Source organism: Microbacterium tenebrionis (assembly GCF_903645325.1).
GTDB lineage: Bacteria > Actinomycetota > Actinomycetes > Actinomycetales > Microbacteriaceae > Microbacterium > Microbacterium tenebrionis.
This window is the reverse complement of record NZ_CAHJXQ010000003.1, coordinates 121,130-141,441: the sequence shown is the minus strand read 5'-3', so window position 1 is coordinate 141,441 and position 20,312 is coordinate 121,130. Positions and strand designations below refer to the sequence as shown.

Annotated in this window: 20 protein-coding genes and 4 tRNA genes; 8 read left to right on the top strand and 16 right to left on the bottom strand. The window is 68.4% G+C overall.

Annotated features, from left to right (window positions below):
* Positions 1 to 9: 9 nt before the first annotated feature.
* Together HWX58_RS06840 and HWX58_RS06835 are read left to right on the top strand one after the other, a co-directional pair.
* Positions 10 to 1,362 (top strand): DUF349 domain-containing protein, encoded by a 1,353-nt coding sequence (locus HWX58_RS06840; protein WP_250646138.1) that lies wholly within the window; start codon positions 10 to 12, stop codon positions 1,360 to 1,362.
* 50 nt (positions 1,363 to 1,412) lie between these two features.
* On the top strand, positions 1,413 to 1,979 hold the full coding sequence (locus tag HWX58_RS06835; RefSeq protein WP_175986264.1) for a type IV toxin-antitoxin system AbiEi family antitoxin: 567 nt from the start codon (positions 1,413 to 1,415) through the stop codon (positions 1,977 to 1,979).
* On the opposite strand, the gene HWX58_RS06830 is transcribed toward HWX58_RS06835, so the two are convergent.
* The 11 genes from HWX58_RS06830 to pdxS all read right to left on the bottom strand — a co-directional run bounded on the left by HWX58_RS06830 (position 1,958) and on the right by pdxS (position 12,463).
* Entirely contained in the window at positions 1,958 to 4,207 is a 2,250-nt protein-coding gene (locus HWX58_RS06830; protein ID WP_175986263.1) for a RelA/SpoT family protein, read from the bottom strand. The genes HWX58_RS06835 and HWX58_RS06830 overlap by 22 nt on opposite strands.
* 64 nt (positions 4,208 to 4,271) lie before the next feature.
* A complete protein-coding gene (gene secF / locus HWX58_RS06825; RefSeq protein ID WP_175986262.1) occupies positions 4,272 to 5,261 on the bottom strand; it encodes a protein translocase subunit SecF in 990 nt (329 codons plus the stop codon).
* Positions 5,261 to 6,991, bottom strand: a complete 1,731-nt coding sequence (secD, locus tag HWX58_RS06820; RefSeq protein WP_175986261.1) for a protein translocase subunit SecD — start codon at positions 6,989 to 6,991, stop codon at positions 5,261 to 5,263. Before secD ends, secF begins: the two co-directional genes overlap by 1 nt.
* Before the next feature lie 52 nt (positions 6,992 to 7,043).
* Positions 7,044 to 7,445, bottom strand: coding sequence for a preprotein translocase subunit YajC (locus tag HWX58_RS06815; protein ID WP_175986260.1), 402 nt, complete (start codon positions 7,443 to 7,445; stop codon positions 7,044 to 7,046).
* 73 nt (positions 7,446 to 7,518) lie between these two features.
* Positions 7,519 to 8,649, bottom strand: coding sequence for a Holliday junction branch migration DNA helicase RuvB (gene ruvB / locus HWX58_RS06810; protein ID WP_175986259.1), 1,131 nt, complete (start codon positions 8,647 to 8,649; stop codon positions 7,519 to 7,521).
* Positions 8,552 to 9,175 (bottom strand): Holliday junction branch migration protein RuvA, encoded by a 624-nt coding sequence (gene ruvA, locus HWX58_RS06805; RefSeq protein WP_175986258.1) that lies wholly within the window; start codon positions 9,173 to 9,175, stop codon positions 8,552 to 8,554. The genes ruvB and ruvA overlap by 98 nt, the downstream gene beginning before the upstream one ends.
* A gap of 9 nt (positions 9,176 to 9,184) precedes the next feature.
* Positions 9,185 to 9,769, bottom strand: a complete 585-nt coding sequence (gene ruvC / locus HWX58_RS06800; protein WP_250646137.1) for a crossover junction endodeoxyribonuclease RuvC — start codon at positions 9,767 to 9,769, stop codon at positions 9,185 to 9,187.
* A 61-nt stretch (positions 9,770 to 9,830) separates the two neighbouring features.
* Entirely contained in the window at positions 9,831 to 10,589 is a 759-nt protein-coding gene (locus tag HWX58_RS06795; protein ID WP_175986606.1) for a YebC/PmpR family DNA-binding transcriptional regulator, read from the bottom strand.
* A gap of 93 nt (positions 10,590 to 10,682) precedes the next feature.
* Positions 10,683 to 10,979, bottom strand: a complete 297-nt coding sequence (locus tag HWX58_RS06790; RefSeq protein ID WP_175986257.1) for a hypothetical protein — start codon at positions 10,977 to 10,979, stop codon at positions 10,683 to 10,685.
* A gap of 10 nt (positions 10,980 to 10,989) precedes the next feature.
* Positions 10,990 to 11,574: a pyridoxal 5'-phosphate synthase glutaminase subunit PdxT gene (gene pdxT, locus HWX58_RS06785; protein ID WP_175986256.1), complete on the bottom strand. Its 585-nt coding sequence runs from the start codon at positions 11,572 to 11,574 to the stop codon at positions 10,990 to 10,992.
* On the bottom strand, positions 11,564 to 12,463 hold the full coding sequence (pdxS, locus tag HWX58_RS06780; RefSeq protein WP_175986255.1) for a pyridoxal 5'-phosphate synthase lyase subunit PdxS: 900 nt from the start codon (positions 12,461 to 12,463) through the stop codon (positions 11,564 to 11,566). Before pdxS ends, pdxT begins: the two co-directional genes overlap by 11 nt.
* Before the next feature lie 79 nt (positions 12,464 to 12,542).
* Here pdxS and HWX58_RS06775 point away from each other — a divergent pair, with 79 nt between their 5' ends.
* Positions 12,543 to 13,865: an aminotransferase class I/II-fold pyridoxal phosphate-dependent enzyme gene (locus HWX58_RS06775; RefSeq protein WP_175986254.1), complete on the top strand. Its 1,323-nt coding sequence runs from the start codon at positions 12,543 to 12,545 to the stop codon at positions 13,863 to 13,865.
* 29 nt (positions 13,866 to 13,894) lie between these two features.
* Positions 13,895 to 14,746, top strand: a complete 852-nt coding sequence (gene pdxY / locus HWX58_RS06770; RefSeq protein ID WP_175986253.1) for a pyridoxal kinase PdxY — start codon at positions 13,895 to 13,897, stop codon at positions 14,744 to 14,746.
* Here pdxY and HWX58_RS06765 read toward each other — a convergent pair.
* Both HWX58_RS06765 and thrS read right to left on the bottom strand, forming a co-directional pair.
* Positions 14,739 to 15,266 carry an HIT family protein gene (locus HWX58_RS06765; RefSeq protein WP_175986604.1) on the bottom strand — a complete coding sequence of 176 codons (528 nt, stop codon included), beginning with the start codon at positions 15,264 to 15,266 and terminating at the stop codon, positions 14,739 to 14,741. The two genes, pdxY and HWX58_RS06765, sit on opposite strands and share 8 nt — an antisense overlap.
* A 14-nt stretch (positions 15,267 to 15,280) precedes the next feature.
* Positions 15,281 to 17,218: a threonine--tRNA ligase gene (gene thrS, locus HWX58_RS06760; RefSeq protein WP_217702959.1), complete on the bottom strand. Its 1,938-nt coding sequence runs from the start codon at positions 17,216 to 17,218 to the stop codon at positions 15,281 to 15,283.
* 218 nt (positions 17,219 to 17,436) lie between these two features.
* On the opposite strand from thrS, the gene HWX58_RS06755 reads away from it, so the two are divergent.
* On the top strand, positions 17,437 to 18,792 hold the full coding sequence (locus HWX58_RS06755) for a cryptochrome/photolyase family protein (RefSeq protein WP_175986251.1): 1,356 nt from the start codon (positions 17,437 to 17,439) through the stop codon (positions 18,790 to 18,792).
* Between the two features lie 81 nt (positions 18,793 to 18,873).
* Here the strand turns inward: HWX58_RS06755 and HWX58_RS06750 are convergent.
* The 3 genes from HWX58_RS06750 to HWX58_RS06740 form a co-directional block, all read right to left on the bottom strand.
* A tRNA-Val gene (locus HWX58_RS06750) sits at positions 18,874 to 18,945 on the bottom strand.
* 27 nt (positions 18,946 to 18,972) lie between these two features.
* Positions 18,973 to 19,043 (bottom strand) — tRNA-Cys (locus tag HWX58_RS06745).
* A 56-nt stretch (positions 19,044 to 19,099) separates the two neighbouring features.
* A tRNA-Gly gene (locus HWX58_RS06740) sits at positions 19,100 to 19,171 on the bottom strand.
* 150 nt (positions 19,172 to 19,321) lie between these two features.
* Here HWX58_RS06740 and HWX58_RS06735 point away from each other — a divergent pair.
* From HWX58_RS06735 to HWX58_RS06725, 3 genes are all read left to right on the top strand, one after another.
* Positions 19,322 to 19,397, top strand: a tRNA-Val gene (locus HWX58_RS06735).
* Positions 19,398 to 19,452: 55 nt separating this feature from the next.
* The gene (locus HWX58_RS06730; protein WP_175986250.1) at positions 19,453 to 19,893 is read left to right on the top strand and encodes a GIY-YIG nuclease family protein; all 441 of its coding nucleotides are present in this window, start codon (positions 19,453 to 19,455) and stop codon (positions 19,891 to 19,893) included.
* Positions 19,890 to 20,273 carry a DoxX family protein gene (locus HWX58_RS06725; RefSeq protein WP_175986249.1) on the top strand — a complete coding sequence of 128 codons (384 nt, stop codon included), beginning with the start codon at positions 19,890 to 19,892 and terminating at the stop codon, positions 20,271 to 20,273. Before HWX58_RS06730 ends, HWX58_RS06725 begins: the two co-directional genes overlap by 4 nt.
* Positions 20,274 to 20,312 lie beyond the last annotated feature (39 nt).

The window sequence follows — 20,312 nt, the reverse complement described above, 5'->3', positions numbered from 1 at the left end:
GAGCACATCGTGTCTGCAGACGAGACCCCGAAGCCGACCCCGCCCGTCCCCGCGCCCCCGCGCGTGCCGATGCCTTCGCGCACTCCGGCACCGGCGGGCGCGCCTGCCGCACCGGCATCTCCTGTCGCGGCCGCCGACTCCGCCGACTGGGGTCGTGTCACCGAGGACGGAACCGTCGAGGTCCGCGAGGGCGATGACTGGCGCGTCGTCGGCCAGTACCCGGATGGAACGCACGAGGAGGCGCTCGCCTACTACGTGCGCAAGTTCGACGACCTCGCGTTCAAGGTGCACACGCTCGAGCAGCGGCACCAGTCCGGCGGTGCGTCGGCGAGCGACCTGACCTCACAGGCGCAGAAGCTCGTCACCGAGATCACCGGTGCCGCCGCGGTCGGCGACCTCGCCTCGCTGCACGCACGACTGACCGCGCTCACCGAGACGCTCTCCGAGGCCCGCGAGGCCGAGGCCCGCGAGGCCAAGGAACTCGTCGAGAAAGCGATCGCCGACCGCACCGTCGTCGTCGAAGCCATCGAGGCCGTCGCCGCGCGCGACCTCGGCAAGGTGCAGTGGAAGCAGGTCACCGAAGAGGTGAGCACGCTCTTCGACACCTGGCAGTCCCAGCAGCAGAACGGTCCGCGGCTGCCCAAGGGCATTTCGCAGCAGCTCTGGAAGCGGTTCCGCGATGCGCGTGCCGTGGTCGACAAGGGCCGTCGCGCGTTCTACGCCGAACTCGACGAGACCCACAAGGCCGCCCGCGATCGCAAGAACGCCCTGATCGAGCGGGCCGAGGCGCTCGCCCCCAAGGGCGTCGACGGCATCCCCGCGTACCGCGGGCTTCTGGATGACTGGAAGGCCGCCGGTCGCGCAGGTCGCAAGGCCGACGACGCGCTGTGGGCACGGTTCAAGGCCGCCGGTGACGTGCTCTACGCCGCACGTGCCGAGCAGTCCGCCGCGGAAGAGGCCGAGTCGGCGCCGAAGATCGAGGCTCGCAAGGCGCTGCTCGAAGAGGCGAAGGCTGTCGCCGACGAGCCGAACATCAAGCAGGCGCGAGCACTGCTGACAAGGATCCAGCGTCAGTGGGACGAGGTCGGCCGCATCTTCCCGCGCGAGCAGGAGCGGGCGCTCGACGACAAGCTCCGCGTCATCGAGCAGGCGCTCAAGTCGCGCGAAGAGGTCGACTGGAAGCGCAACAACCCCGAGACCAAGGCACGCGCGAACGACATGAGCCAGCAGCTCCAGGACGCGATCGAGAAGCTCGAGTCCGAGCTCGCCGCGGCCGAGAAGTCAGGGAACAAGAAGGCTGCCAAGGAGGCCGCAGACGCCCTCGAGGCGCGTCGGGCCTGGCTGAACGCCCTCGGCGGCTGAGCTTATCCACACACGCCCCGGGGCGCGGACCGGCCGGGCACACTGAGAGTGTGCATCCGACGTTGTTCTACCGCCCCGGGGCGCTGCTGTCCGCCTCGGAACTCAGCGCCGCGCGCATCGACGGCGTGCTGATCGAGGTCGGCGAGGGCTACATGCCCCCAGACGTCCCCGAGGACGCCGCTGCGCGTGCCGCGTCCCTGCGCCCGGTCCTCGCAGAGGGGTACGCGCTGTGCGGCCCGACAGCCGCCTGGGTGCACGGGGTCGGGGATGCTCCCCCGGCGTGCCACCACCTGCAGCGCATCGTCGAGCGCCGGCAGCGCGTCGCCAGGGAGCGCACGGTGATTCTGCACGAGCGCAGGATCGAGGCATCCGACATCCAGCGCCTCGGCGGCGTGCCGGTGACGACGCCGGCGCGCACCCTCACCGACCTCGTGCTCGGCTCCGACCCGCTGCACTCCGAATGGACCTGCGGGCTGGCAGCTCTGTCACCCGGCCTCGTCGGACAGGTGCGAGAGCTCATCGGCGCGCGGCATCGGATGCCGGGCAAGCGCGCCGCGCTGCACCGGTTGGCTGCGCTCGCAGAGCAGACGCCGGGCTACGAGGAGGTCACGCGGTAGACGTCGTAGACCGCGTCGATGCGGCGGACCGCGTTGAGCACCCGGTCGAGGTGCACGGAGTCGCCCATCTCGAACACGAACCGGCTGATCGCGAGACGGTCGTCGTTCGTGTTCACGGTGGCGGAGAGGATGTTCACGTGGTGCTCGCTGAGCACCCGCGTCACGTCCGAGAGGAGTCCCGAGCGATCCAGCGCCTCGACCTGGATCTGCACGCGGAACACGCTCTTTGTCGTCGGCGCCCACTCCACCTCGATGAAGCGCTGCTCCTGGTCGCCGAGGGCCTTGACGTTCACGCAGTCCGCGCGGTGGACCGAGACGCCGCTGCCGCGGGTCACGAAACCCACGATGGGGTCGCCAGGAACGGGCGTGCAGCACTTGGCGAGCTTGACGAGGATGTCGGCGGCCCCGCGGACGAGGATGCCGGAGTCCCCTGCGCGCGGCGCATGCGTGCGCGGCTGCGTGGGCAGGTCGATCGCGCCGGTGCTCGTGTCGTTCGCCGCGACCAGAGCGGTGACCTTCTCGATCACGGACTGGGTCGACACGTGTCCTTCCCCGACCGCGGCGTACAGCGCCGAGACGTCTTCGTAGCGCAACTGGTGCGCGACATCGGCGAACGAGTCCTGGCTCATCAGGCGCTGCAGCGGAAGGTTCTGACGGCGCATCGCGCGCGCGATCGACTCCTTGCCCTGCTCGATCGCCTCTTCGCGGCGCTCCTTGGTGAACCAGCCCTTGATCTTGTTGCGGGCTCTGGTGCTCTTGACGAAGGTGAGCCAGTCCTGGCTGGGGCCGGCGTCGGGGTTCTTCGACGTGAACACCTCGACGACGTCGCCGGTGCGTACCTCGGTCTCGAGCGGGACCAGGCGACCGTTGACCTTCGCGCCCATGGTGCGGTGGCCGATCTCGGTGTGCACGGCGTAGGCGAAGTCGACGGTGGTGGCCCCCGCCGGCAGACCGATCACGCGGCCCTTCGGGGTGAAGACGTAGACCTCCTTGGCGCCGATCTCGAACCGCAGCGAGTCGAGGAACTCGCTGGGATCGGCGGTCTCGGCCTGCCAGTCCGAGATGTGCGCGAGCCAGGTCATGTCGGTGTCGGTCGGACCGTCGACGGCCTTGCCGCCGGCCATCCGCTCCTTGTACATCCAGTGCGCCGCGACGCCGAACTCGGCCTGCTGGTGCATCTCGTGCGTGCGGATCTGGATCTCGACCGTCCGCCCGCTCGGCCCGATCACGGTCGTGTGCAGCGACTGGTACAGGTTGAACTTCGGCGTGGCGATGTAGTCCTTGAACCGGCCGGGCAGCGGCGTCCATCGCGCGTGGATGGCACCGAGGACCGCGTAGCAGTCCCGGACCGAGTTCACGATCACGCGGATGCCGATGAGGTCGTAGATGTCGTCGAACTCGCGGCCCCGGATCACCATCTTCTGGTAGACGGAGTACAGCTGCTTGGGGCGGCCGCCGACCTTGCCGCGGATGCGCAGGTCGTGCAGATCCTCATTGATCGACTCGATGACCTGCTTCAGGTACTTCTCGCGCTGCGGCGTGCGCTGCGCGATCAGGCTGTTGATCTCGGCGTAGATCTTCGGGTGCAGGACCGCGAAGGACAGGTCCTCCAGCTCCGACTTGATCGCCTGGATGCCGAGCCGATTGGCCAGCGGCGCGTAGATCTCGAGCGTCTCTCGGGCCTTCGGCTCGGCCTTCTCGGGCGGCACGAAGCCCCACGTGCGGGCGTTGTGCAGCCGATCGGCGAGTTTGATGAGCAGGACGCGGATGTCCTTGGACATCGCGACGATCATCTTGCGGACCGTCTCGGCCTGCGCGCTCTCGCCGTACTTGACCTTGTCGAGCTTGGTCACCCCGTCGACGAGCATGGCGACCTCGTTGCCGAACTCGGAGCTCAGCTCCGAGAGGGCGTAGCCGGTGTCCTCGACCGTGTCGTGCAAGAGCGCCGCTGCGATCGCGCGGGGGCCGAGCCCCATCTCGGCGAGGATCTGCGCGACTGCGAGCGGATGCGTGATGTAGGGCTCGCCGCTGCGGCGCTTCTGCCCCTCGTGCTTGTCCTTGGCGACCTGGTAGGCGCGCTCGATGATCGCGAGGTCGCCCTTGGGGTGGTTCACCCGGACCGACCGGATGAGGTTGTCGAGGTCGTTGATGCGAGGGGCGCGCGAGAAGATGCGGGGCACGAGCCTTCTCAGACTCGAGCCCTGCGCCTGTGTGGTCGGCTCCGCCATTCCATCTCCTCCGGGTCAGATCATCCTACGCGTCCGGCGGCGGGCTCGGACCGCCCGGAATGCCTCAGGAGTCAACCGTTGCGCGCTCCCGCAGCTCGAGAACGCGACGGTCGCGCTCGACGATCTGCGGCTCGCGTTCGCGGAACAGCGAGTACAGCGGCGCCGCGACGAACAGCGTCGAGTAGGTCGCCACCAGGATGCCGACGAAGATCGACAGCGAGATGTCGGTGAGGGTCTCGGCGCCCAGCCAGAACGACCCGATGAACAGGATCGCGCCGACCGGAAGGGCCGCGACGATCGACGTGTTGATCGAGCGCACCAGCGTCTGGTTCACAGCGAGGTTGACGGATTCACCGAACGTGCGGGCGGAGTTCTCCCCGTCCTCCGTCGTGTTCTCCCTCACCTTGTCGAAGACGACGGTGGTGTCGTACAGGGAATACGCGAGGATCGTCAGGAAACCGATCACGGCGGCCGGCGAGATCTCGAAACCGGCGAGGGCGTACACGCCGATGGTGATGATGAGCACATCGAGCAGACCGAGGATGGCCGCGACGGACATCTTCCAGGTGCGGAAGTAGATGGCGAGGATCAGGAAGGTCAGTGCGAGGAAGATCGCCAGGCCCCACAGCGACTGCCGGGTGACGTTCTCTCCCCACACCGGGCCGATGAACGACGAGGTGACCTCGTCGGCGGGCACGTCGTAAGCCTCGGCGAGGGCGGCGGCGACCGCCTGCGTCTGCTCCGGCGTCATCTGCGAGGTCTGCACGCGCACATCCGTGCCGTTGACGATCGCGACCTTCGCCGCGGCGTTGGGGACGACGGACTCGACCGCTCCGGCCGCGATGGACTGGTCCGTGGACTTCGGCCCGACCACGGTGAACTGCGAACCGCCGGTGAACTCGATGGAGAACTGGACAGGACGCAGCAGCGGTACGAGGGCCGATGCGAGCACCAGCGCGATCGCGATGATGAACCACAGGCGGCGCTTCGCGACGAACGGGAAGGAGGTCTTGCCCGTGTAGAGGTTGTTGCCGAACTCATTCATGGAGGCCATCAGCGCTCTCCCTCGCTTCCGGCGTCGGTGGATCTGTCGCCCGCGAGCGCCTCGGCCCGCTTGCGCTCGGCAATGGTCTGGCGGCGCTCGGCCTCGCCTCGCGAACGCGCGTTCTTCGCTGCCCGTCCGCCCTTCGCCGGCGTGAGCTGCCGGAACTGCGAGCGGGTGTGGTAGACGGCGCCGAGCGCGTCGGGGTCGAGGCCGGAGAGCTTGTGGCCGCCGCCGAAGAACTTCGTCCTGGCGAGGATCTGCATCACCGGGTGCGTGAAGATCACGAAGATGAAGACGTCGATCAGCGTGGTCAGTCCGAGCGTGAACGCGAAGCCCTTGACCGTGGAGTCGGCGAGGATGTAGAGCACCACGGCGGCGAGGATGTTGATCGACTTCGAGATGTAGATCGTCCGCTTCGCTCTGCCCCAGCCGTCCTCGACGGCTCCGGTGATGGACTTCCCGTCGCGCAGTTCGTCGCGTATGCGCTCGAAGTACACGATGAACGAGTCCGCCGTGAATCCGATCGAGACGATCAGGCCGGCGACACCCGCGAGCGACAGACGGAAGCCCATGCGCCACGCGAGGATGCAGATGATGATGTAGGTCAGCACGCCCATCACGGCGATCGAGGCGATGATCACAGTGCCGAGGGCCCGATAGCTGAGCAGCGAGTAGACCGCGACGAGCGCGAGACCGATGAGGCCGGCGATGAGACCCACCTGCAGCTGCTGGCTGCCGAGGGTGGCCGAGACCGTATCCGAGCTCTCGGTGGTGAAGCTCAGCGGAAGCGCGCCGTACTTGAGCTGGTCGGCGAGCGTCTGCGCGGTCTCCTGCGTGAACGATCCGGAGATGCTCGGGCGACCGTCGAGGATCTGCGCGTTCATCTGCGGGGCCGAGATGACCTTGCCGTCGAGGACGAAGGCGAACTGGTCGCGGGGGCTCAGCCCGTCGAGCTTGTTCTGGTACAGGCGCTGACTGATCTTGCCGAAGACCTCGGTGCCGTGGCCGTCGAGGGTCAGGTTGACCGTCCACGCGCCGGACTGCTGGTCGCGGCCGCTCGTGGCGTCATCGATGGCGTCGCCGGTGAGTTCAGTCGGCCCGAGGATGTACTTAATCGGCTGCTCGGCGTCGCACGTGATCAAGGGCTGATCCGCCGGCGCGCCGGACGGGTCGTTATCCGGATCGTCGCAGTTGTAGGCGAGGAACTCGGCCTGCAGCTTCGGCGTGATCCACGACATGTCGCTGCCGTCGGTCGGCTCGGCCGTCGGCGTGGCCTCGAGCGTGGTGTCGGGCGTCGGGTACGGCGTCTCGTTGCCGTCCTCGCCGATGAACTGCGTGGCGGGTTCTCCCGCGTAGAGCACGGACCGAAACTCCAGCTGCGCGCTGGCCTGGATGCGCGCCCGCGTCTCGTCGTCGGCGACACCGGGGATCTGCACGACGATGTTGCGCCCGCCCTCGGTGGTGATGTCGGCCTCGGCGACACCAGACGCGTCCACGCGCTGGCGGATGATCGACACCGCCTGAGCGAGCTGTTCCGGCGTCGGGTCTGCGCCGTCCTCGGTCACGGCGCTCAGGACGATCTGTGTTCCGCCCTGCAGGTCGAGGGCGAGCTCAGGCGTCCAGGAGCTTTTCTGGAAGCCGTACACCCCTAGCGCGTTGATGCCGAACAGGGCGGCCGTCACGAGGAGCAGACCGAGGAGCACCTTCCACGCATGGCGGACAGGAGAGGATGAGGCCACGTACGTTCAGCTTTCTGAGAGTCCGATCGAACCGGGTCGGTGCAGCGCAGGACTACTTGCCGTCGGAGTCGCGGTCGAGGCGCGCGCGCGTCTCTTCCGGGGTCTCGAGCGCGATCTCGGGTGCGGTCTCCTCGACGACGGAGTCGTGCGGAGCGGCTGCGAGGTCGGCGTCCGCGACGGTGTCGGTCGGCTCGACGACGCGGAGGATCGCCTGGCTGTGCACCTCGATCACGGTTCCGGGCGCGATCTGGACGAGCGCCGGGGAGTCGAGGTCGTCGTGGTCGTAGGCGACGATCGTGCCGTACAGGCCGCCCTGCAGCAGCACCTTGGCGCCGGGGACGGTCTTGGTCGCCTTCTCCTCCTGCTCGGCCTTCATCTGCTTCTGACGCTTGCGCGTGTTGAAGAACATGAAGACGAGAAGAACGGCGAGGAGGCCGAAGAGGACGATTTCCATCAGGCGGAGCCTTTCACAGAGCGCACGCCGACGATGGACGCGCTGAGGGTTCGGGGGGTGAAGTCTTCAGCGATTATAGGTCATCGAACAATGCGGCCCCGTCGGGGTGCGGGAGCCCGAGGTGCCGGTAGGCATCGGGCATCGCGACGCGTCCGCGCGGCGTGCGGCCGAGGAACCCGATGCGCACCAGGTACGGCTCGACGACGCTCTCGACGGTCTCCGCCTCTTCGCCGACGGCGACGGCGAGTGTGCTCAGACCCACCGGGCCGCCGCGGAACCGGCGCACCAGGATGTCGAGGACGGCGCGGTCGAGGCGGTCGAGGCCGATGGGGTCCACATCGTAGAGCTCGAGGGCGGCGTTGACATCGGCGACCGCGGCACTCCCCTGCGCGCCGTGCACCAGCGCGTAATCGCGCACGCGTCGGAGCAGCCGGTTCGCAATCCGGGGCGTCCCGCGCGAGCGCCGCGCGATCTCATGACGCGCGTCATCGGGCAGTTCGACGCCGAGCACGCGCGAGGAGCGGTGGATCACCTTCTCGAGATCCGTGTCCTCGTAGAACTCCAGGTGGCCGGTGAACCCGAACCTGTCGCGGAGCGGATTCGGGAGGAGCCCGGAGCGCGTCGTCGCGCCGACGAGAGTGAAGGGCGCGAGATCCAGCGGGATGCTGGTGGCACCGGCGCCCTTGCCGACCATGATGTCGATGCGGAAGTCCTCCATGGCGAGATAGAGCATCTCCTCCGCGGAGCGCGCCATGCGGTGGATCTCGTCGATGAACAGCACCTCGCCGGGCACGAGACTCGACAGCAGGGCGGCGAGGTCGCCAGCGTGCTGGATCGCCGGCCCACTCGACAGCCGCAGCGGCCGCTCGCTCTCATGCGCCACGATCATCGCGAGTGTCGTCTTGCCGAGGCCGGGGGGCCCTGCGAGGAGGATGTGGTCGGGCGGACGGTTCTGGATGCGGGCAGCGTCCAGGAGCAGCTGCAGCTGCCCGCGCACCTTGGGTTGGCCGACGAACTCGCCGAGGCTCGCAGGGCGCAGCGCGCCCTCGATCGCGAGCTCGGTCTCGTCGATGGCCTCGGCGGGATTGCGCCCGCCCTCGTACTCGTCAGCCACGCGCCCCGCCCGTCTTCGCGGGCCCCAGGGCGGCGAGCGTCTGCCGCAGCAGCGCGGGCACCGACGCGCGGTCGGCGTTGCTCGCGGCATCCGCGGTCTCGGCGGCAGCATCCGTGGCCACCTTCTCCGACCAGCCGAGCCCGACCAGAGCCGCGGTGACCTGAGCGATCACGGCGTCCGCCGCAGGGCCGGAGCGGCCCGTGGGCGTCGCCGTCGGCGGCTGCAGCTTGCCGGCGAGCTGCACGACGATGAGCTTCGCCGTCTTGGGGCCGATGCCCGACACTCGCCGGAATGGAGCGTCGTCGTCGTCGGCGACCGCAGCGGCGATCTGATCGACCGTGAGGTGGCCGAGGACGCCGAGAGCGGACTTCGGACCGACACCGGTGACGCTGAGCAGCTGGGTGAACACGTCGAGCTCCGTGCGCTCAGTGAATCCGAAAAGCGTGAGCGCGTCCTCTCGCACGATCAGGCTCGTGTGCAGTCGCAGCTCGGAACCCTCGCGCGCCGTATGCGCGACGTCGCCGGGGACGAACACGAAAAAGCCCACGCCGCCGACCTCGACGATCACGTGGTCGGCACCGGTGGACAGCACGGCGCCGCGCAGGGAGGAGATCATTCCCCCACCCTACGTCGTGGATCGTATGTATGTTCGAGCGACACGCTCCGCCTCGGCCCACGCGCGCTGCGCGGGGGTCTGGGCGCCACCGTCCTGCCGCGGGCCCGCGCCGCGGCGCCAGGCATGGCACAGCGCGATCGCGAGGGCGTCGGCGGCGTCGGCGGGCTGCGGCGGGGCATCCAGTCGCAGGATGCGGGCGATCATCGTCTGCACCTGCTTCTTGTCGGCCGAACCGTAACCGGTCACGGCCGCCTTGACTTCGCTGGGCGTGTGGGTCGCCGCGGGCAGACCCGCCTCTGCCGCCAGCAGCAGGGCCACGCCGCTCGCCTGGGCCGTTCCCATGACCGTGTGGCTGTTGTGCTGCGCGAAGACGCGCTCGACGGCGACGGCGTCCGGCCCGTGCTCGGCGACGACGGAGCGGATGCCGTCGGCCACGGCGGCCAGCCGCTCTCCGATCGGCGCGTCGAGGGGCGTGCGGATCACGCCGACGTGCACGAGGTCGGCACGCCGGGAGCGGTCCACGTCGACGATGCCGACGCCGCACCGGGTCAGACCGGGGTCGATCCCGAGCACGCGAAGAGAAGAAGCCGCCACTCCCCCAGGCTATGCGCGGGGGGAGCGGCGGCTTCGCAGACTCGCAGGTGTCGGGTGCGACTTACTCGTCGTCCTCGAGCTCGGCCTGGACCTCGGCCGACAGGTCGAAGTTGCTGAAGACGTTCTGCACGTCCTCGCTGTCCTCGAGGGCGTCGATGAGACGGAAGACCTTGCGCGCGGTGTCGGCGTCGATCTCGACCTTGAGGTTGGGCACGAACTCCACATCGGCCGAGTTGTAGTCGATGCCGGCATCCACGAGAGCGGAGCGCACCGCGACCACGGAGGAGGCGTCGGTGATGACCTCGAACCCGTCGGCGTGGGGCTCGATCTCCTCGGCGCCCGCCTCGAGCGCCGCCATCATGACGTCGTCCTCGGCGGTTCCCTCGCCGCTCACGACGATGACGCCCTTGCGCTCGAAGTTGTAGGCCACGCTGCCGGGGTCCGCGAGGTTGCCGCCGTTGCGGCTGAGAGCCGTGCGCACCTCGGCGGCAGCACGGTTCTTGTTGTCGGTCAGGCACTCGATCATGAGCGCCACGCCGTTCGGGCCGTAGCCTTCGTACATGATCGAGGTGTACTCGACGGCCTCGCCGCCGATGCCTGCGCCGCGCTTGATCGCGCGGTCGATGTTGTCTTTGGGGACAGAGGTCTTCTTGGCCTTGAGCACCGCGTCGTAGAGCGTCGGGTTGCCCGCCAAGTCAGCGCCGCCGAGCTTCGCGGCGACTTCGATGTTCTTGATGAGCTTGGCCCACGACTTCGCACGGCGCGCGTCGATGACGGCCTTCTTGTGCTTGGTCGTCGCCCATTTGGAGTGCCCGGACATATGTCTCCGCTCGTCGAATCCGCCCGAGGCGTCGCCAAGGGCATCGTCCATTCTAACGAACGGCGTCGCCCGGGCGTGCGCCGTCCTCCCGCGTCACCCCTCCTCGTCGTCGCGGACGACGCGCACTGCTTCGATGTGACGCCCGTAGCGCCACAGGATCTCTTGGCCCGGCGCGAACCGCGGTGCGTGATCGCCCGCGGACGGGACGGCTGCCTCGAACGCAGGATCGTCGTGCGCCGGCCCCTGCTCCGCCTCCCCGAGGATCGCCACGGCCTCAGCCAGCGGCATGCCGTGCGCCGCGATCCGCTGCCATCCGTCGCCTCGTCGGCCTATCAGCTCGACGCTGCCGCCGCTCGCACTGACATCCGTGGATCCGATCGGCAGGCGCATGGGTCACACGCTACAGGGCGGCGAGCAGTCTCCTGTGGAAGCGATCCTCGCCGCTGATCTCGGGATGGAAGCTCAGCCCGATGAGACCGCCCTGCTCCACGCCGACGATGCGTCCGTCCGGGAGCGAGGCGAGGACAGAGGCCGAACCGCCCACCGTTTCGATCACGGGACCGCGGATGAAAGCGGCGCGCACGGCATCGCCGTCGATGCCCGGCGCGACCAGCTCCGCCTCGAAGGAGTCGACCTGCCGCCCGAAGGCATTGCGTCGGACGACGGCGTCGAGCCCGCCGAACGACTCCTGCCCGTCGATCGCATCGATCACGGTGTCCGCGAGCATGATGAGTCCGGCGCACGTGCCGAGCATCGGCATGCCGTCCGCGATGGCCGCGCGGATCGGATCACGGAGCCCGAACGTGCGCGACAGCTTGTCGATCACGGTCGATTCGCCGCCGGGGATCACCAGAGCGTCGACCTGTGCGAGCTCTTCCGGGCGCCGGACGCGCAGAGTGTCGGCTCCGAGCGCCTGCAGGACGTGCTCGTGCTCTCGCACGTCGCCCTGCAGGGCCAGGATGCCGACGCGCGGACTACCAGCCACGCTCGGCGAGGCGGTGCGGGGCCGGCAGGTCCGTCACGTTGATGCCGACCATGGCTTCGCCGAGGCCGCGCGAGACGTCGGCGATCACCTTGGCGTCGTCGTAGAAGGTCGTCGCCTTCACGATGGCGGCGGCACGAGCCGCGGGGTTGCCGGACTTGAAGATGCCCGAGCCGACGAACACGCCATCCGCGCCGAGCTGCATCATCATCGCGGCATCCGCGGGGGTCGCCACGCCGCCGGCGACGAACAGCACGACGGGGAGCTCGCCGGTCTCGGCGATCTCGGCGACGAGCTCGTAGGGCGCCTGCAGCTCCTTGGCGGCGACGTAGAGCTCGTCCTTGGACAGTGCGCCGAGGGCCGCGATCTCGCCGCGGATCTTGCGGATGTGCTTCATCGCCTCCGAGACGTCGCCGGTGCCCGCCTCGCCCTTGGAGCGGATCATCGCCGCCCCCTCGTTGATGCGCCGCAGCGCCTCGCCGAGGTTCGTGGCGCCGCACACGAACGGAACGGTGAAGTCGTACTTGTCGATGTGGTTGACGTAGTCGGCGGGCGAGAGCACCTCGGACTCGTCGATGTAGTCGACGCCGAGCTCCTGCAGCACCTGCGCTTCGACGAAGTGCCCGATGCGCGCCTTCGCCATCACGGGGATCGAGACGGCATCGATGATGCTGTCGATCATGTCGGGGTCGCTCATGCGCGAGACCCCGCCCTGTGCGCGGATGTCGGCGGGCACGCGCTCGAGGGCCATCACCGCGACGGCTCCCGCGTCCTCGGCGATCTTCGCCTGCTCGGCGGTGACGACGTCCATGATCACGCCGCCCTTGAGCATCTCGGCGAGTCCGCGCTTGACGCGGGCCGACCCGGTGGTGGTGTTCTTCTCTGCGGCCATGGTGGATCCTTCCGTGCATCCAAACGTGCTTTTGATCTATGCCAAAAGATACCACCGCGCGGCCGCACCCTAGACTCGGATGACGGGAGGTGTCGTGAACGAGCAGATCACCGGGCGGACGGCCAGCGAGATCGCCACCAGCGTGCGCGAGCTGCGGGAACGCGGTGTGCTCTCCCCCGGCACAGTGCTGCCCCCCGTCCGCGAGCTCGCGGCACGCCTCGGCGTCAACCGCAACACCGCTGTCGCCGCCTACCGACAGCTCTCCCAGGCCGGACTCGTCGTCACCCGCGGCCGCGCAGGGACGATGCTCGTCGAGCACGACGCCGTCGCGCAGGAGGGATACGCGCAGGACACCGTGCTGCGCGACGTCGGAACCGGCAACCCGGACCCCGCTCTCATCCCCGATCCGTCGAACGTGCTCAGTCGTGTGCTCGGCCGTCCCGTCCTTTACGGCGAGCCCGTCATCGATCCGGCGCTCGACGCGTGGGCGCGCGAGTGGGTCGCACCCGATCTCCCGACGCCGGAATTCCGCGTGACGATCACGAGCGGGGCGGTGGATGCCGTCGAGCGACTGCTCGCGCAGGCTCTCATGCGCGATGACGCGGTCGCGCTGGAGGACCCGTGCTTCCTCGCCAGCATCCACACGGTGCGCCTGGGCGGTTACCGCGCCGTGCCCGTGCCCGTCGACGACGAGGGCATGACCGTCGACGGGCTGCGAGCGGCATTGGATGCCGGCGTGCGGGCCGTCATCTCCACACCGCGCGCTCAGAACCCGACCGGTGTCAGCCTCTCCCCCGAGCGGGCTGCCGCTCTGCGCGCACTGCTCACGGAGCATCCGTACGTCCTGATCATCGAGGACGACCATTTCTCGATGCTGTCCGAGCGGCCGTACGAGAGCCTGATCGGCCCCGGACACCGACGGTTCGCGCTGCTGCGATCGGTGTCGAAGTTCCTCGGGCCCGACATGTGCCTGGCGATCGCGGCGACCGATCCCGAGACGGCCGAGCGCCTCGCGATGCGCCTCAGCCCCGGCACCACCTGGGTGAGTCATCTGCTGCAGCGGTTGACGATCGGGATGCTCACCGACGAGACGTCCACCGCGACCATCCGCGCCGCCGGCGCCCACTACGCGGAGCGCAACCGCGCGTTCGCGGCTCGCCTCCGAGACCACGACATCGACGCCGAGTACGTCGACGGCATGAATCTGTGGGTGCGGCTTCCGCGTCCGGCCCGCGCTGTCTCGGAGCAGCTGATGCGTCGCGGATGGCTGGCGCGCACCGGCGACGAGTTCCTTCTCGACGAGGATGCAGGCCCCTCCCATCACATGCGCCTCACGGTTCATGCACTGAGCGATCAGGACGCCGATCAGCTGGCCGCTGACATCAGCGCCGCTGTGCGGTGATCATGCGGCGCGGGTGAGAGGATCGAGGGATGAAGATCCTCTCGATCCAGTCCGCTGTCGCCTACGGCCACGTCGGCAACTCCGCCGCCGTCTTCCCGCTGCAGCGCATCGGCGTCGACGTTCTGCCGGTCTACACCGTGAACTTCTCCAACCACACCGGTTACGGCGCCTGGCGCGGACCGCTCATCGACCCGGCGGATGTCCGCGACGTCATCACCGGCATCGAGGAGCGCGGCGTCTTCGGGCAGGTCGACGCCATCCTCTCCGGATACCAGGGCGGCGAGGGCATCGGCGATGTCATCATCGACGCCGTCGCGCGCGTGAAGGCCGCGAATCCGGACGCCGTGTACGCGTGCGACCCGGTGATGGGCAATGCGAAAAGCGGATGCTTCGTGGCGCCGGCGATCCCCGAACTCCTGCGCGAGAAGGTCGTCCCCGTCGCCGACATCATCACCCCGAACCAGTTCGAGCTGGGCTTCCTCACCCGCACGGAGCCGGACACGCTCGAGTCCACCCTCGAGTCCGTGGATCTCGCCCGCGCCATGGGCCCCCGGACCGTGCTGGTCACGAGCGTCGAGCGCCCAGACCGCGAAGAGGGCACGATCGAGATGCTCGCGGTCGACGACGACGGCGCCTGGATCGTGCAGACGCCCTTCCTGCCCATGAAGGCGAACGGCTCGGGCGATGTGACCGCAGCGCTGTTCACGGCGCACTACGTGTCGACGGGCAGCGCTCAGACCGCGCTCGAGCGCACGGCGTCGAGCGTGTTCGACCTGCTGAAGCTGACGCTGGAGTCGGGCGAGCGCGAACTGCAGCTCATCGAGGCGCAGGAGTCCTACGCGCACCCGAAGATGCAGTTCGCAGCGCGTCAGGTCAGGTAGCCGGCCACGCGTTCGCGACGGCCTCGCGGACGTCACCGAGCAGCTGCGGCAGCGCCTTGGTCTTCGCGATGATCGGGAAGAAGTTCGCATCCGAGCGCCAGCGCGGCACGATGTGCTGGTGCAGATGCGCGTCGACGCCGGCGCCGGCCACCGCGCCCTGATTCATGCCCAGGTTGAACCCGTCGCACTTCGACACCTCGCGCAGCACCCGCATGCCGGTCTGAGTCAGCGCGCCGATCTCGGCGACCTCCTCGGGGCTCGCCTCGTCGTAGGTCGCGATGTGCCGATACGGGCACACGAGCAGGTGTCCCGAGTTGTACGGGAACAGGTTCAGCAGCACGTACGCCGTCTCGCCGCGCGCGACGATCAGGCGCTCCGCATCAGGATGCTTCGGCGCCTCGCAGAACGGGCACTCCTCGCGCAGCGGTTCGGGGCCCGCCTGGATGTACGCCATCCGGTGCGGAGTCCACAGCCGTTGGAACTCGTCGGGGACGCCGGCGAGATGCCCGGCATCCTCCATGAGGTCCCCGTCGGTCACGCGAGGTCCTCGACCGTGTGCACGAGCGCGTGCGAGTCGATCGCCGCGCGGATGCGGGCCACGGCATCCGAGATCGGCACGCCGTTCTGCTGCGTGCCGTCGCGGAAGCGGAACGAGACCGTCCCGGCATCCCGGTCCTTCTCCCCCGCGATGAGCATGAGCGGCACCTTGCCGGTGGTGTGGTTGCGGATCTTCTTCTGCATCCGGTCGTCGGACGTGTCGAGCTCGGCGCGCACGCCGCTCTCGCGCAGCGTGCGGATCACGTCGCCGAGGTAGTCGGCGAAGTCCTCGGCGACGGGGATGCCGACGACCTGCACCGGCGAGAGCCAGACGGGGAAGTCTCCGGCATAGTGCTCGAGCAGGATGGCGAAGAAGCGCTCGATCGAGCCGAACAGCGCCCGGTGGATCATGATCGGACGCTTCTTCTGGCCATCCTTGTCCATGAACTCGAGGTCGAACCGGTCGGGCAGGTTCGGGTCGACCTGGACGGTCGAGAGCTGCCAGGTGCGGCCGATCGCGTCACGCGTCTTCAGGTCGATCTTGGGGCCGTAGAAGGCCGCTTCGCCGGGGACCTCGGTGAGCTTCAGGCCGGATGCCACGGCCACCCGGCGCAGCGCATCGGTCGAGCTCTCCCAGAACTCGTCCGTGCCGATCCACTTGGACTTCTCGTCGTCCTTCATCGAGAGCTCGAGCTCGAAGTCGGTCAGGCCGAAGTCGCGGAGCATCGACAGGATGAACTCCAGAACCTTGCCGACCTCCTCCTCGAGCTGGTCCGGGGTGACGAACAGGTGCGAGTCGTCCTGGGTGAAACCGCGGACGCGGGTGAGGCCGTGCAGAGCGCCGGAGAGCTCGTTGCGGTACACCGTGCCGTTCTCGGCCAGACGCAGCGGCAGATCGCGGTAGCTGCGCGCGCGCTCCTTGTAGATGAGGATGTGCATCGGGCAGTTCATGGGCTTCAGGTAGTAGTCCTGGCCCTGCTTGGTGATGTTGCCCTCGTCGTCGCGCTCCTCGTCCATCACGATCGGCGGGAACATCCCGTCCTTGTAGGTGACGAGGTGGTTCGAGGTGAGGAAGAGGTCCTGCTTCGAGATGTGCGGCGTGTACACGTAGGTGTAGCCGCCCTCGATGTGGCGCTTGCGGGCGTGCTGCTCCATCTCACCGCGCACGACGCCGCCGCGGGGGTGCCAGACGCTCAGGCCCGAGCCGATCTCCTCGGGGAACGAGAACAGGTCGAGCTCCTTGCCGAGCCGGCGGTGGTCGCGCTTGGCGGCCTCCTCGAGGCGGTGCTGGTACGCACGCAGCTCGTCCTTCGACGGCCACGCGGTGCCGTAGATGCGCTGCAGCTGCGGGTTCTTCTCGCTACCCCGCCAGTAGGCGGCGGCGATGCGGGTGAGGTCCCACCCGTTGCCGATCATGCGGGTGTTCGGCAGGTGCGGGCCGCGGCAGAGGTCCTTCCAGGCGACCTCGCCGTCACGGGTGGTGTTCTCGTAGATCGTCAGGTCGCCGGCGCCGATCTCCGCCGAGGCGCCCTCGGCCGCGTTCGCGCCCGAGCCGGGGCCGCCGGCGAGGTCTATGAGCTCGAGCTTGAACGGCTCATCGGCCATGGACGCTCGTGCCTCGTCCTCGGTGACCACGCGGCGGACGAACCGCTGGCCCTCACGGATGATGCGCTGCATCTCCTTCGAGATCGCCTTGATGTCCTCGGGCGTGAACGGGGTGTCGACGCCGAAGTCGTAGTAGAAGCCGTCGGTGACCGGCGGTCCGATGCCGAGGTTCGCCTGCGGGTTGATGCGCTGCACCGCCTGAGCGAGGACGTGAGCGGTCGAGTGCCGCAGGATCGCGAGCCCGTCCTCGCTGTCGATCGTGACCGGCTCGACGTCGTCGGTTTCGGTCAGGGTCGTCGCGAGATCCTTGAGTTCGCCGTTCACGCGCATCGCGACGACGGATCGGTCAGAGAACAGGGCGAAGCCGTCGCGGGCGGCGCCGGCGGGTACGTCGATTTCAGGCACAGGTCACTCCATCTGGGTCGCCCTCTAGGCTACTCGCCCTGCGAGGGCGGACCGCGCGCCCGCGCCCCTGGCGGATCACCGCGAAGAGTCGGGATTTCGCGTGGGTTCCCGGACTCAGCCGCGGCGTTCGCAACAATGGGGAGATGTCTTCCGCATCGCTTGTCTGGCTCCGCGACGATCTTCGTCTGGCCGACAACCCCGCGCTCAGGGCAGCGATCGACAGGAACGAGCCGGTCGTCGTGTTGTTCATCCTCGACGAGGAGTCTCCCGGTTTTCGCCCCCTGGGGGGCGCCGCCCGGTGGTGGCTCCACCATTCGCTCGCCTCCCTGACCGAGCGGCTGAAGAGTGTCGGCGCGTCTGTGGTGCTGCGTCGAGGACCCGCCGCCCGTGTGCTGCATGAGACGGTGACGGACACCGACGCCGGTGCGGTGTTCTGGAATCGGCGGTATGGCGGTGCAGAGCGCGCCGTGGATGCCGCGCTCAAGGATGCTCTGCGGGCGGAAGGGCGGGAAGTCACATCGTTCGCGGCCTCGTTGCTGCACGAGCCGTGGACGGTGAGGACCGGCAACGGCACGCACTTCTCGGTGTTCACTCCGTTCTGGCGGGCCTGTCTTGCGCTGCCCGCGCCACGCGCGCCATTGCCGGAGCCACGGGCCATCGACGGGGTTCGTCGCTCACCGGCATCCGACGATCTGGACGACTGGAAACTGCTCCCGACCCGCCCCGACTGGGCCGAGGGTCTCCGCGAGACGTGGGAGCCCGGCGAACCCGCGGCACGCGCACGGCTACGGTCTTTCCTCACCGAGGATCTGGCCGCATACGACGACGCTCGAGACGTACCGTCTGCCGGCTCCACCTCGATGCTGTCACCCCGCCTGCGCTGGGGCGAGATCAGCCCGCACACCGTGTGGCAGGAGGCGATCGCAGCTGAGGGCGCCGGCGGGTTCCTGTCCGAACTCGGATGGCGCGAGTTCGCCTGGCACACGGCGTACCACCGTCCGGACCTCGCAACCCGCAACCTGCGCCGGGAGTTCGACGCGTTCCCGTGGCCGAGGATGAAACCGACGCACTTGTCCGCGTGGCAGCGCGGCGAGACCGGCATCCCCTTCGTCGACGCCGGTATGCGCGAGCTCTGGCGAACCGGGTTCATGCACAATCGCGTGCGCATGGTCGCCGCCTCGTTCCTCACGAAGAACCTGCTCATCGACTGGCGGCACGGCGAGCAGTGGTTCTGGGACACTCTGGTTGACGCCGACGGGGCGAACAACCCGTTCAATTGGCAATGGGTCGCCGGTTCAGGTGTCGACGCCGCCCCGTACTTCCGCATCTTCAATCCGGAGCTGCAGGCCAAGAAGTTCGACCCGCAGGGGCTGTACACGACGCAGTGGGCGGCGGACTCTCCCCGGACGCCGATCGTCGATCTCGGTGAGACCCGCAAAGCCGCGCTCGCTGCGTATGACATCGTCAAACGGGTCGGCAGGGCTGACGCTCCCGACTGAGGACGAGCCTGATGAACGCGCGGGCGGATTCACCGCCCCGTCAGACGAAGAAACCCTCGGCGAACCGAGGGTTTCAGAGTGTGCGCGATACTGGGATCGAACCAGTGACCTCTTCCGTGTCAGGGAAGCGCGCTACCGCTGCGCCAATCGCGCCCGTTGGGGCTTGTTCAATTGTATGAGAGGTGGCGACGGGATTCGAACCCGTGTAAACGGCTTTGCAGGCCGGTGCCTAGCCTCTCGGCCACGCCACCGCGAGGTGGATTCGAACCCACATGCCGAAACCCCCTTGCGGGGGCTCCTGCACTCGAGCGGATGACGAGATTCGAACTCGCGACCCTCACCTTGGCAAGGTGATGCGCTACCACTGCGCTACATCCGCATTTCGTGTTCCGGCGTCCCGGGCACTTGTAAAACATTAGCCGATGATTCCCGACCTGCAAAACCGGACACGGATCTCGCGCGTGTCCGGCGGAATGGTCCGGAGCGGCTCGAACGTTCCGGTAGTATCGATTCTCGACCCCAGGTCATCGGGCGATTGGCGCAGTTGGTAGCGCGCTTCCTTCACACGGAAGAGGTCGTCGGTTCGAGTCCGGCATCGCCCACCATATCCTCTCCTCCATCGATGAATCCGATGTCCGCACCTCGGCGTACTCTCGGCCGATGCCGACTGACACAGCGCTTCCCGGTCCGTGCCGGCTCTGCGGGGGCGTCCGCGGTGACCGTCGGCGCGGGGGATGGTTCTGCGTCGACTGCGCGTGGCGGTACGGCGACGCTCCGGATGCCGACCTGCCACTCCCCCGCATCGACGTCGTCTACTACCTGCGCTACGACCAGCGCGTGAAGATCGGCACGAGCAGGCGCCCGCGACAGCGTCTCGCCAGCATCCGGCACGACGAACTCCTCGCCTTCGAACGCGGCGACCGCATGATCGAACAGCAGCGACACCGCGAATTCGCATCCATCCGCGAGGGCGGCGAGTGGTTCACCTTCACGCCAGATCTCGAGGCTCATATCAACGGGCTGCGACGAGGCGGTGAACCCTGGATCCTCTACGCCCGCTGGCTCAGCGGCGCACTGCAAGCAGATAGCGTTAACGGATGATCCGACACATCATACGGTGGGCTCTCGCACTCGGTCTCGCCTTCATGGGCGTGATGCACTTCGTGCAGACGCGCGGGTTCCGGGGACTCATCCCGGACTGGGCCACCCGCGTCACCGGGCTCGACAAGGACGGCGTCGTCGTCGCATCCGGTGCCGCTGAGCTCGCGCTCGCCGCAGGGCTCGTCGCGCTGCCGAAGGAGCGCCGACGCATCGGATGGGCGACCGCGGCATTCTTCGTCGCCGTGTTCCCCGGCAACGTTCAGCAGTGGCGCGCCGGCTGGTCCGCCCCCGGACTCGACACGGACACGAAGCGCCTCGTCCGACTCTTCCTGCAGCCGGTGCTCATCCTCTGGGCCCTCTGGAGCACCAGGACCCGCTGACGCAGAAGATTCGGAGCACTCCGGGAATCGGATCGGAAC